Raw genomic sequence first — 12,154 nt, forward strand, 5'->3', positions numbered from 1 at the left:
CCGTTAAAACTTAACCGCTTTTATGCTCGTTACGGTATAAGCATAGCTTTGTTCGTTGATTTCAAAATTCAATTCGTCGCCTTCTTTTGCATTCATAAGAGCGTTACCGAAGGGCGACATATACGAAATGATTTTGTTGTCCGGATCCGATTCCCACGGACCCAAAATCGTGTATTCTTCTTCTTGTCCGGTTGTTTTATTGTGTAAAAAGACGGTATTGCCGAAGGATACGCGGGCGGTTGTAATTGTGGACGGATCGAAAACTTGGGAACGGTCTATTTCGTCCTGCAAACGCGAAGCGGCGCTGTTTAATTGTTGCTGGCGTTCTTTTGCCGCCTTGTATTCGGCATTTTCCCGTAAGTCGCCCTGTGCAAGAGCTTCGCCGATTTCTTTTGCATTTTCCGGTATTTCAACCGTAACGATGTGTTCAAGCTGCTGTTTTTTTTGTTCAAGCATTTTTGCCGTAACGATAAGACCGCGCGTAACGACCGTTTTTTCTTCCATACCGTAGAATTTAAATCCGGGATATTTTTCCAAAATACGGTTACGCATATTCATTTTAATCGCCGGATCCAAATCGCGTACATCGTTTACCAATGTGTACAAACGGGTAATGGTATCTTCATCGTTGTCGAGCATATAATTGAGCAGCGTTTGGTCTTTAAACAATAAAAGCTGTATTTGCCGGTCTATTTTTCTGTTTTCCGTAGTATCGTGATGGTTTGCAATTTCACGGTAACTTAAATCCAAAATATGTATGAGCGTCATTAATTGTTTTTCGAAACCGATACCGGTTTGCTTAAACCAGTCTTCATTTTGACATTCCCGGAAAAAGAAAATAACGGCTTCGCGGCGTTCGCGGTAGTTTTCAAAACTGTCAAGGGCAAGCTGTTTTACCAAGTCGGTATGTCCGTTATTTAACAAAGCGGTTAACATATCCTGCTGTAATACGGTGGGAAACAAGCGTACGTATTGTTGCGGCCAATCGGGAAGAAGGGTGCGTATGCAGGTAAGAAAATCCTTGCGCAAATAAGTGTTTTTTGTATCTTTAAGTGCCGTATATACCGCATTCGGGTTTTCCAATTCGTTGTACAATTGTTCAAACGTGTAGGAGATATTGGGATTCATGTGCGGATAGCGCGTTATAATGCGTTTAATCACCAAAAAGGCAGCCAGTGTTTGTTCGTTTACCGAAGAAAAAGCACGCAGGTAACCGGTAAAATACGAGAATATGTCGGCGAACAATTCGGATTCGGCGTCGGCATCTTCGGCAAAGCGCATTAAAATATCTATGCGCATAAAAAACTGCTTTTGCGCTTTGAATTCGTTCGACAATTTTTCTTCTTGAGAAATAGCACGGTCGCGTACGGTATACATGCTGATATCGTTGGGGTTTACGCCGAAGGTAGGATCGTTTTCCAGTACTTTGCGCGCTCCCGTATTCCAGCTTGTCCATTCACCGGGGCTGAGAATTGTCGGAACCAATTCGGCTTTAATGCGTTTAAAGTCGCAGTTGTTGCCGAAACTTTTTATAATAACTTTTAGTGCCCCGGCTTTATCGGCTTTAATCATTTTTGCCAATTCTTCTTTCGATTTTGTTGCTTTTAAAACCCATATGTGGTCTTTATCGAGGGGCTGCAAAGCGTTAACCGCCATTTTCAGCGACATACTGCGTATGCCGAATTTTTTACCGAAATTTATTGAAATTTCATCGTCTTTTACTTTGCGTATAAGACCGACGCCCCACGAGCGGTGAAAAACGAAATTTTTTGCATCGAAGGCGATGTGCTTTTCAAAATCGCTTATCGCTTCAAATACATTGCGCCAGCTTTGCGTTAAGTTTGAAATACGGATATAATCTTCAAGTTGGCTGTGATCGGCGTATTTGCCGCGGAAACATTCAACCAATTCTTTGCGGGCCGGAGCGTCTTTTTCGTCTATACTCAAAATAAGTTTTAATATATCGATGGCGGTATTCCAGTCCTGTTTTTCTTTATAATACACATAAAGTTCTTGCATTAAAGCGGCACTGCGCACATCGCTTATCGATTTTGCGATTTTGCGCTGCACAAGATAAAAAAAGTCGATTTCTTCGGGAATGAGCGCTATCAATTTCGACCAAATTTCTTTTATTTGATTTATAGTTTTACGATTTACGTACCGAAGAAGGGCTTTTTTGTAATAATCGACCGCATCTTCCATATTGCCGTCTTTTTCATATTTTTCGGCTAAGAGTTTTGCTATATCGGCTTCTTCGTAATCGAGTTTTACCAAGCTTTCATATACTTCCCAAATCTTTTCGCTGTTTTCTTCACGGTATGCATTCGCCAAGGTTCGCAGTGCGAATTTATTGCTTTCGTCTTCGTCTAAAATACTTTCGCACAAATAAATAACGATGGGGTTTTTATGATTGTCCTGAAAGATATTTACCAGCGATATAAGCGAAGAATTGTCGAGGGTCTTTTTTTTCAATCCGAGCATACCGGAAATATAGAGGGCAATGATACTGTTTTTTGTATGTCCGAGATGTTCGTTGCAGGCGTTTTGAACTTCGTCCATACAATTTTCGGCGCGGGCTTTTTCAACCACGGATGCAAGTTCTATAAAATGATTTTTTGTATAATTACCGATGGCTGCCCGTGTCCATTTTTCTTCATTCAGCATATCCTGAACCGACTTTACTAAACTTTCCGACATGTTTTTCTCCTTCACTATTCTGCCCGCTTTATACCGTATACATACCGTATATTGAATTATCCAGCAGTTTAATTTTCAATAACAGTTCATTTATCCGGGTACGATCGCTGTTCATTGTCGTATAGTGGTCTATAAGCCAAAAATAATGGTTTATAAGACGCGGTACAAGCAGTTCCGGCTCTTTTTCGCTTTCCTTTAATTCATTTTCAAGAGCAAAAATCGCTTGTTTTAACTTTCCGGCTTCAAGAGCACGCAATTCCCTTTTTATATTAAATACGCCGTATAAAACGCCGTATACCGGTATCCATTCTTGCAACACTTTTCCGCTGTAGCCGGCTTCAGCCGTTCTTTCGGCAAGGCGGCAAAACAGTTCCGATTCCAAAAAAGAATTATCGACCCTTTGGGGATCGATAAAAAAAGCTTCCCGAAACAAAACCTTTGCCGTTTTTTCCTGACCGCACAAAGCGTAACAGTCCGCCAATTCGGCAATAGTATCTACCGAATTCGGATTGAGCGTATTTGCTTCTTGAAACAGGGTTATACCCGTTTCATAATTGCCCAACAGTTTATTGCACAGTCCCGCTTTCGAAAGCATTTCCGCTTTTAAAGTTTTGTTTTTTTCGTTCAGCATGGAACAATAATTTTCCAATGCCGAAGTACACACAGCTTTTTTTACAGTATATAACGCCTGCTCATACAGCCGGTCGCTTTCGCGTATAAATACGGTAAAGCGTTTCCATTGATCCAATAAAAGCTCCGCACGCCGGTACGCATCGGGTAGTTCCTGTACGCTTTCAATTATGTCGCACCAAAAATTAACGCATTTAAGCGCAAACAATACCTCTTTGTTTTCAAGATCGTTTGAAAGTGTATGTTCAAGTACCGCTTTTGCCTTCCGGGGATTACCCTCTTTGAGCGAATTAAAAGCTGCGGCTAATCCTGTCTCAGACGGAGTACCCATAATATCAACACTATTATCGCAGATTCGGCGTTTTTAGTCAATTACGGAATATTCGCACAGTATATTTAAAAATCATAAAAAAAGGCTTGACATATAATGTTTCTCGGTTTAGGATATTGTATATACAAATATTGTATATACAATATTGAGGTAAGAAAGATGAATGTAAAATACGGTTTGAAACGATATTTTTCAGCAGGAGATATAGGAGCCTTTTTCGGTATTTTGGGCGACGTTTTTTCCAAAATTTCGGTTATTATCGGGGTTTTGTTGTTCGGAGAAAAGATGCCGGCCGATTTGGTTTTAGGACGTATTTTACCGGGTATTGCTCTAGGTTCCATACTCGGATGCATTATATATTTTTGGGAAGCGTATAGGTTAAGTGTAAAGGAACAAAGAGATGACGTAACGGCTTTGCCGTTCGGCGTAAGCTCTACGCAAGTGTTTACATGGCTTTTTATTATTATCGTGCCTATATACAGACAAACCGGCGACGCCTATCTTGCTTGGTCTGTGGGACTGGCAAGTTGTTTTTTCGGCGGTTTTATCGAAATTATCGGAGGTTTTGTTGCAGGTTTTGTACGGCGCTATATTCCCCAATCGGCGCTTATCGGCAATATGGCTGCAGCCGCCCTTGTGTGGCTTTCGTTTAACGGGGTTGCAAGCGTTTTTAACAAGCCGCAAATAGCCCTTATATCCTTGTTTCTTGCGTGGCTGACAATATTCCGTAAGCGGAATTTGATACCGAAAGTACCGAATTCGGTTTTAATTTTAATTGCGGGCGCTTTATTTGCATGGTTTACAAAATCCGCAACTTCGGTACAAGTACGGCAAGCAATACAAAATGTGGGCGTTTACCCGCCGTCGTTGTTTTTATCCGATATCGGAACGGGGCTTTCCAAAATCGCGCCCTATCTTTCGACAATTATACCTTTGCAAATCTCAAATTTTTTGGCAACTATGCAAGCGGTCGAAAGTGCCGATTTGGTCGGCGATAAATATCCGCTGCGTACATCTATGATTAATGACGGTGTAACTACAATCGTTTCCGCATTGTTCGGCAGTCCTTTTCCTACAACGGTGTACTACGGACATCCCGGATGGAAGCGAAGCGGCGCAAAATGCGGGTATTTATTGTTTATGATTATTCCCTATATTATGCTTTTTTTCGGGCTGCCCTTGCTTATCATTGCGGTTATTCCGTTTGAAGTTATTATGGTTTTTTTAATTACGGTCGGGCTAACCGTTGCAATGGAAGTACAAAACAATTTAAAAAAAGATTACAGTATTGCCGTGTATCTTTCGTTGTTTCCCATCTTTGCCCAATATGTCGTAACCTTACTGGATAACGTACTGCATACCCTTAATACTTCGCTGACAAGCGTCGATATGGAAGCTTTTGCTGCGGCGGGTATTGCGATAAAGGGCTTTATGTATTTGGCAAACGGGGCCTTTGCTTCAAGTCTTTTGTACAGTATATGGATTGCCTATATTATACAAAAAGAATATGTTCGGGCAGCCGTTACCTGTGCGATTCTTGCCGGACTTTCGGCAATCGGCTTTATACATCAAAGCGCATTGTCGTTATTACCTGCGGACAATATCAAATTTATCCTTATATATTCGGCGCTTGCCCTTGTATGTCTGCAATTACATTTTCAAAAATCAAAGTCAATTAACTTATCAGGAGGTGTCTATAATGAAGATTGAAGAGATTCAATTTAACTCGAATCAAATTAAGCTTACACGGCTTTTTTGCCGCACAAAGGAACTCGGATATATACATGACGGGCTGAAATGCAAAAAGGTGGAGGATGTGTACGGCGATTTTTTATTCCCGCCGCATAATAATTCGCGCACTTATACCTTCGGCTCTTATGTTATGTCCATAGACGGAAAAATAGCCTTTGAAGACAATGAAGTGGGGCCTTTAATTGCAAAAAACAATTATCTGGATCCCGACGGAGGCTTTGCCGATTTTTGGATTTTGAATTTATTGCGGGCAACCTGCGATGCCATTATTATCGGAAGCGGCACTTTAATAAAAGAACCAACCTATTCCGGAAGTGCCTATGATCCGGATCTTTTACAAGCGCGTTTGGCACACGGAAAACCCGTTGCCCCGCTTACCGTTATTGTAAGCCGCAGCGGTGAAAATCTTCCCTACGCCAATCAAGTATTTCACACTGAAGATATTCCCATTTTAATTAATGTGTCGCCGGAAGGCTTAAAAGGCTTACTTAAAGAGATTCCCGCCAATCATGTTATTGTAACCGATAAAATGATTGACGAAAAAAAGACCGGACTGATTGATGAATTGCGGGGAAAGCTTATGGTTTTTGTTACCGGAAAAGGTCGGGAAACCGATGCGGATGCCTTGCTTACAGCATTAAAGCGTATGGGAATAGACAGCGCTTTAATCGAATCGCCTACATATTGTCATTATTTAATGAAAAACGAATTGCTGGATGAAATTTTTATCAATACGTCCTGTATTTTTGTCGGAGGTTCGGCGGCCGCCATCGGCAGTTATGAAAAATCATTCGGTTCGACGGAACATCCGCATGCCGAAATTGTAAGCATGCACATGCATAGTCCGCATTTTTACTATATTCGGTATAAAATGAACTATAGGGCAACTAAGGTTTAAAGCAAAGTACAACCGATTGTACATTAAGTAAAATATTTTTTTTAAAAGAGGTAATATATGTTCGGAAAAATTCGTAGAATGAGCCGTATTTTTAAGAATGACGGCCGTGCATTGATTGTAGCAATGGATCACTGTTCTTTTAACGGTACCAATCCGGGATTGGAAAATCCGGGTAAAACGCTTGAAGAAATTAAAACAGGCGGCGGCGATGCCGTTTTGGTTAACTTCGGCGTTGCCCGAAAATTTGAAAAAGAATTGAGCGGTTTGGGGTATATTGCCAGATTGGATCTGCCGCCCACCTATATGAGAAAAGCGCACGATTCGCGTTTGGTTTTCAGTGCGGATTCGGCAATGCGCTTAGGTGCCGACGCCGTTATTATAAATATAGGACAGGGAGCCGGTATAGAAGAAAAGTCGTTTGAAGGATTGGCGCGCACTGTCGAATATTGCGACACAATCGGTATGCCCGTTTGTGCGGAAGCGGTTCCCGGCGGCTTTGATGCCGATCCTTCTTTTCATGCGCTTGAACATATTGCAAAGGGAGCGCGCATCGGAAACGAAATAGGCTGCGATTTTATGAAAATACGCTATGCCCCCGGATTCGAACGTATCGTACAAGATTCCTTTGTTCCGCTGGTAGTATTGGGCGGGTCCCGTTCGGAAAACCCTAAAGACTTTTTACAAGTCGTTTATGATGCCGTACAAAGCGGGGCGGCCGGAATTGCGGCAGGCCGTAATGTATGGGGATGCGGCAAAACGGTTCAAATGGTAAAGGCGCTGACCGCTATCATTCATAAAAATGCCGATGTCGATTCTGCCTATGATATTTTAATGAGCAACTGATAAGAGAGGGATGTATGAAGGCAGCCATAATACAGGACGAAAGGAAAATTCAAATAATAAATGTTTCGTTACCGGAAATAAAAGACGATGAAGTACTTGTTAAAGTTGTCGCAGTCGGTTTGTGTACTTTTGAACAGGGGTTTTATTTCGGGCATAAAAAAAGCTATCCCTTTGCCGGAGGCCATGAAATTGCGGGCATTGTCCGGCAAGTCGGAAAAAACGTAAGTCAAAAACTGAAAGAAGGCGACAACGTTGCAGTGTTAAGTTTAACGCGCTGCGGGCAATGCTATGCTTGCCGACAGGGATTCGACAATCAATGTGAAAATAATTTTGATGTCGAAAAGATACCCGGTTATGCCGGCCCCGGAGGTTTTGCCGAATATTTTATTGCAAAAGATTATGAAGTGTATAAACTGCATGAGCAAACGCCTTTAAAATATGCGGTGCTTACCGAACCGCTTGCCTGCGTTTGCCACAGTTTGGATTTGGGCAAGCCCGAAATGGGGGACAATGTATTGGTTTCGGGTGCGGGTTTTATGGGGGCCTTGCATATTTTATTGCTGAAAAAACGCGGGTGCCGGGTTCTTGTTTCCGAACCGAACGAACTGCGCCGCAAAAAAGCCCTTGCTTTGGGGGCTGACATGTGTGTGGATCCGATTAACGAGGATGTAAAAAGTGCCGTAGATTCATTTACCGCAGGCAAGGGGTTGAACAAAGCCTTTTTTACCGCCGGGGGAAAAACGGCTTTGGAGCAGGCTATTGCCGGTTTGAGTATCCGCGGTGTTTTAGTCGTTTACGGCAGCACGGGAGAAAAAGATATTTTGAATATCGACCCGCGCTTGTTTCATTATCGTGAGATTACGATTACCGGAGTAACCAAGCATACGAAAAAATCAATTCAAACGGCTGTTGATATTTTAATGCAAAAAGATTTTGCGTTTGAACGATTTTTATCGAAAGAAGTACCCTTTTGCAATCTCGCACAAGGCTTTGAAATGACACGCGAACCGGACATGTACAGAGTTTTGGCTTTTTGGGAGGAATAATTATGTCATATATTTTAGGCTTTGATATCGGAACAACCGCTTCAAAAGCAATATTGACCGATTGTAACGGAAAAATATATGCGGAATTTTCCCGTCAACATGATATTCAAATTAAAAATCCCGGATGGCAAGAAGAAAATATGAGTCTGTGGTGGGATGAGTTTTGCCAAGCCGTTTTTTATTTTGCTTCAATCAATCCGCAGTATCCGCGCGGCATCGGCGCAATAGGAATTACCGGCCTTATTCCGGCCTTGTGCGCCGTCGATACTCAAGGCGAACCTCTTGAGCCTGCCATATTGCATACCGATGTACGGGCTTTTCGGGAACTTGAGTACCTAAATACCGTGCTCGAATCTCCGATTTCTCATGCCTTTATGCTTCCGAAAATCAAGTGGCTTGCCGATAACCGAAAAGACGTTTTTAAAAAGATTTACAAAATAATGGCGCCTCACAATTACCTGGTATACCGTCTGACAAAAAAAGCCGCAATCGATTATGATACCGCATATATGGTAGGCGGTGTGTTTGACGAACAGTCGTTAAATTGGAATTTTGATGTAATTCGAAAATTAGGTTTGCCCGAATCGATTTTTCCCGATATGTTTCCCGCCAATCATATTGCTGGAACGGTTTGTAAAGACGTTGCCGACCGATTGGGCATAAACCCGCAGGCACAAGTTATCGTCGGAGTGGGGGATACTTTTTCGTCGATTTTAGGCGGCGGCGCCCAAGATAAAAATCACCTGATGATTTATTTGGGAACATCGGCAACCATATTGTATGCTGAAGGTTCGCCGAAACATTATATTAATATTCCGCATTACGGTCCCGGAAAAGCCCAATTTATCGGACGGATTGCCTCCTACGGCGAAACGGTAAATCATTGGCGTTCGATTTTTGCAGTCAATGATTGGGAAAAATTGGAGCAAGCTCTTGAGGCAAAACCTGCGGGTGCCGATAATTTATGGTATTTTCCGCATTATAAAATGCAAACGGACAAAAGTTTTTTCAGTCTTGATGCCGAACACCTTTTAGGTTTAAGCGGCAGCCACGATTATTGTTCCATATATAGGGCCGTTATTGAAGGTATTGCATGGAATATACGCCGCAATATCGAAGGGTTGAAGGGCCCCGTTAAACAAATAAATATCTTCGGCGGCGGTGCAAAAAGTAAAACCGTATTAAAAATAATGGCCGCCGTTTTGGATCGGCCCGTTACGGTAAATCCCAAAAGTTCCACCGCAATAGGTATCGCCTTTCTTGCCGGTTTATCCGCCGGCCTTATAGACGATTTTAATCGTCTTACCGATACCTGGTTTAGCGACAGTTTTACCGTTGAAGTTGATGCATCGTTAAGCGCTTGTTATAAAAAAATCGCACCGATTTACTACGAAATGAGCGAACAATTGGAAAAAATAAACGGTCTTTTTGCAAAAAGGGGATTGTATGAATAAATTTTCAGCTCAGGATATTGCACTGAAACCCTGCTTCCGCTCGGAAACCTTACATTCGTTTACACATATTCCCGTTCCTTCGGAAAAAATATGCCGTGTGCGGGGCGAAAATCTGTGTTTTCCGCCAATAAACGATACAAGACCGTATACGATTGCGTCGTTTGTCAATTCGGTTGACGGACGGCTCGCCTTTAACGATAAACCGAGTGCGTTTTATATTGCGGCAAAAAATATGTATGCGGGAAACGGTTCGACCGCCGATTTTTGGATGTTAAATGCACTTCGTTGTGTTGCCGATGCCGCACTTATAGGCGGAAATTCCATGGCAACGGATGCGGATTATCTTATGACCGTTTTGGATGACGATTTACAGCGTGACAGAATTTCCGCCGGTCTTCACGAACATCCGCTTAATATTATTATGTCGCTTGATTGTACCGATGTTCCTTTGGAACATGAACTGCTTAAGCAAAGTACCGTGCCGCGCTTGTTGGTTACTTCGCCTAAGGGATATGCGCATATAAAAGCGCATTTAAAAATACCGTATAAGTTATTGGAAAAAGATACTCCCTGCGATTTGTTTAAAGCGGAAAAAGAACTGCCGGTTTTTATAAGCGGCACGGACGCTCTTACCGACGTAAAAGAAATAATGCATTTTTTACGGAAAAACGGCATAAAACTTCTTTTAATCGAAGCTCCGGGATATGCGCATTACCTTATAACACAAGGAATGATGGATGAGTTTTTCCTTAACCGTTCCGGTATTTATGTAGGCGGAAACGATACGATGGTTTTCGGCAAACATACAAAGGGATTTAAAGCGGATGTACATCCGCACATGAAATTGTTGTCGTTTGATATTTACAATGAATTTTTTACGTTTGGTAGATATCAATTTATGTATGACGATATTATATGAGGAGGTTTTTCATGAGTAATGAAAAAAAGATACCGTGGTTTTTTAAAGGAGATGTCGATGCCGCGGTAGGTGTGTTTTTCGATGGATTTTCGAAAATAATTATCGGTGCAAGCGTGTTGATGGGTGTACTCAAAATGCCGTCGGAATTTGTATTCGGAAAACTTGTTGCGGCAATAGGTTTGACGGCGCTCATTTTTTTGGGCTGGAACACGGTGTTAGCGCGAAAAACAGGTGAAAAAACCGGTAATAAATCGATAACCGCTTTGCCCGGCGGTATTGCTGCAGGAACCTTTTTTATTTGGCTTTTTGCAATTATGATGCCGACCTATATGGCGACCGGCGATTTTATGCTGGCCTGGCATGTCGGGTTATGGGCTAATATTTTTCACTCGGTGTTTAATATTTTGTGTGCGTTTATTGTCGATAAATTGCTAAAAAAAATGCCGAGTGCGGCGGTTTTCAGTTCTTTAGCCGGCGGTGCGCTTGCATGGCTTGTTATTGCAACCTTAGCCGACGGTTTTTCAAAACCTATTATAATTTTGCCCGCTCTTTTTATCCTTTTAACGATGTATTTGGGAAAAATACAAATCAAAGGTCTTTCGCCCGCCGTTTTGGGTATCGGCGTTGCAACGATTATTGCGTGGGTAAGCAAAAATATGGACGGCCAAGCCCTGCAAAAATCCTTTGAAACGGTCGGTTTTTATTTTCCCTTACCGCAATTTGCATTTTTATCCGCCGAAGCATTTAAAGCTGCGGTAAAATACCTTCCGATGGTATTAGCCTTTGCCTTTGCCGATGTTATAGCCGCAATACAGGCGATTGAACAAGCCGAAGCGGGCGACGACCATTATAACAGACGCACTGTTCTACTCGGTGTCGGTATTACCAATATTATCGGAGCGATTTTGGGAAATCCGTTTATTATCGGCTGTTATTGGGGACATCCGGCATGGAAAAAAGCCAAAGCCGGCCCCGCATATACAACCTATGTAGGCTTGATATACTTTATCTTATGTTTAACCGGTCTTGTCGCAATTGCGACAGCCGTTTTACCCTCGGCGGCAACCGTTGTATTGATTATTTTTGCCGGTATGAATTCGGCTGCACAAGCTTTTGAAGTAAACGAAAAGAAGTATTATCCGGCAATGGCCTTGGGGGTTGCAATTCCGATTTTTGAATTGATTTGGGGCAAGGTCGGCAATGCCATAGGCGGAACAAAGGCCGCAATAGGAGCGGGATTACAAGCTGCGGGATTGAACTTTGATGTGTCCGCTGTTAACGTTACAAGCGCGGAACTTGCCGGAGCGGGATTGGCGCAAGGTTTTGAAACGCTTGCTCAGGGTTCCATGCTTATAGCGATTATCTTCGTTTCCGCATTATGCTTTATTATCGACAGAAAATGGGTCGGTGCTGCAATAAGCTTTGTTATTGCAGCCCTAAGCGCCTTTTTCGGACTTATTCATGCGCCGGCTGTCGGTTTTAACGTCAGCCCGCTGTATACGGTCATTTATCTTGTTTTTGCAGCGGTATTTTTCGGCTTGAAATTTATCGTTAAACCGCTGAACGCCGATACGGAAGAATAAG

9 protein-coding genes are annotated in these 12,154 nt (G+C 42.4%); 7 read left to right on the top strand and 2 right to left on the bottom strand.

Translation table 11 applies throughout. The features are described 5' to 3' along the window. Nucleotides 1-3: 3 nt before the first annotated feature. Nucleotides 4-2,697: a transcription elongation factor GreA gene (gene greA / locus H0R92_RS10760; RefSeq protein WP_432964457.1), complete on the bottom strand. Its 2,694-nt coding sequence runs from the start codon at nt 2,695-2,697 to the stop codon at nt 4-6. 28 nt (nt 2,698-2,725) lie between these two features. Beyond that, nucleotides 2,726-3,658: a tetratricopeptide repeat protein gene (locus H0R92_RS10765; protein WP_432964460.1), complete on the bottom strand. Its 933-nt coding sequence runs from the start codon at nt 3,656-3,658 to the stop codon at nt 2,726-2,728. A gap of 159 nt (nt 3,659-3,817) precedes the next feature. Here H0R92_RS10765 and H0R92_RS10770 point away from each other — a divergent pair, with 159 nt between their 5' ends. From H0R92_RS10770 to H0R92_RS10800, 7 genes are read left to right on the top strand one after another with little or no spacing between them, the layout of a single operon-like run. Next, nucleotides 3,818-5,368 (top strand): hypothetical protein, encoded by a 1,551-nt coding sequence (locus H0R92_RS10770; RefSeq protein WP_432964463.1) that lies wholly within the window; start codon nt 3,818-3,820, stop codon nt 5,366-5,368. Next, a complete protein-coding gene (locus H0R92_RS10775) occupies nt 5,358-6,308 on the top strand; it encodes a RibD family protein (protein ID WP_432964466.1) in 951 nt (316 codons plus the stop codon). The genes H0R92_RS10770 and H0R92_RS10775 overlap by 11 nt, the downstream gene beginning before the upstream one ends. Before the next feature lie 57 nt (nt 6,309-6,365). Next, nucleotides 6,366-7,151, top strand: coding sequence for a class I fructose-bisphosphate aldolase (locus H0R92_RS10780; RefSeq protein ID WP_432964469.1), 786 nt, complete (start codon nt 6,366-6,368; stop codon nt 7,149-7,151). A gap of 14 nt (nt 7,152-7,165) precedes the next feature. Then, complete coding sequence (locus H0R92_RS10785) at nt 7,166-8,197, top strand: zinc-dependent alcohol dehydrogenase (protein ID WP_432964472.1); 1,032 nt, start codon at nt 7,166-7,168, stop codon at nt 8,195-8,197. Nucleotides 8,198-8,199: 2 nt separating this feature from the next. Then, entirely contained in the window at nt 8,200-9,651 is a 1,452-nt protein-coding gene (locus H0R92_RS10790; protein WP_432964475.1) for a xylulokinase, read from the top strand. Further along, entirely contained in the window at nt 9,644-10,570 is a 927-nt protein-coding gene (locus tag H0R92_RS10795) for a RibD family protein (RefSeq protein WP_432964478.1), read from the top strand. Before H0R92_RS10790 ends, H0R92_RS10795 begins: the two co-directional genes overlap by 8 nt. Before the next feature lie 11 nt (nt 10,571-10,581). Continuing rightward, nucleotides 10,582-12,153 carry a hypothetical protein gene (locus tag H0R92_RS10800; protein ID WP_432964481.1) on the top strand — a complete coding sequence of 524 codons (1,572 nt, stop codon included), beginning with the start codon at nt 10,582-10,584 and terminating at the stop codon, nt 12,151-12,153. The last annotated feature ends 1 nt before the right edge of the window (nt 12,154 follow it).

The sequence above is a fragment of the Treponema sp. OMZ 840 genome (assembly GCF_050937815.1).
GTDB lineage: Bacteria > Spirochaetota > Spirochaetia > Treponematales > Treponemataceae > Treponema_C.

Bases quoted from the DNA above. Each gene is read 5' to 3' on its own strand.
- H0R92_RS10765 (WP_432964460.1), bottom strand. From the start codon at position 3,658: ATGGGTACTCCGTCTGAGACAGGATTAGCCGCAGCTTTTAATTCGCTC.
- H0R92_RS10785 (WP_432964472.1), top strand. From the start codon at position 7,166: ATGAAGGCAGCCATAATACAGGACGAAAGGAAAATTCAAATAATAAAT.
- H0R92_RS10790 (WP_432964475.1), top strand. From the start codon at position 8,200: ATGTCATATATTTTAGGCTTTGATATCGGAACAACCGCTTCAAAAGCA.
- H0R92_RS10775 (WP_432964466.1), top strand. From the start codon at position 5,358: ATGAAGATTGAAGAGATTCAATTTAACTCGAATCAAATTAAGCTTACA.
- H0R92_RS10770 (WP_432964463.1), top strand. From the start codon at position 3,818: ATGAATGTAAAATACGGTTTGAAACGATATTTTTCAGCAGGAGATATA.
- H0R92_RS10780 (WP_432964469.1), top strand. From the start codon at position 6,366: ATGTTCGGAAAAATTCGTAGAATGAGCCGTATTTTTAAGAATGACGGC.
- H0R92_RS10795 (WP_432964478.1), top strand. From the start codon at position 9,644: ATGAATAAATTTTCAGCTCAGGATATTGCACTGAAACCCTGCTTCCGC.
- H0R92_RS10800 (WP_432964481.1), top strand. From the start codon at position 10,582: ATGAGTAATGAAAAAAAGATACCGTGGTTTTTTAAAGGAGATGTCGAT.
- greA (WP_432964457.1), bottom strand. From the start codon at position 2,697: ATGTCGGAAAGTTTAGTAAAGTCGGTTCAGGATATGCTGAATGAAGAA.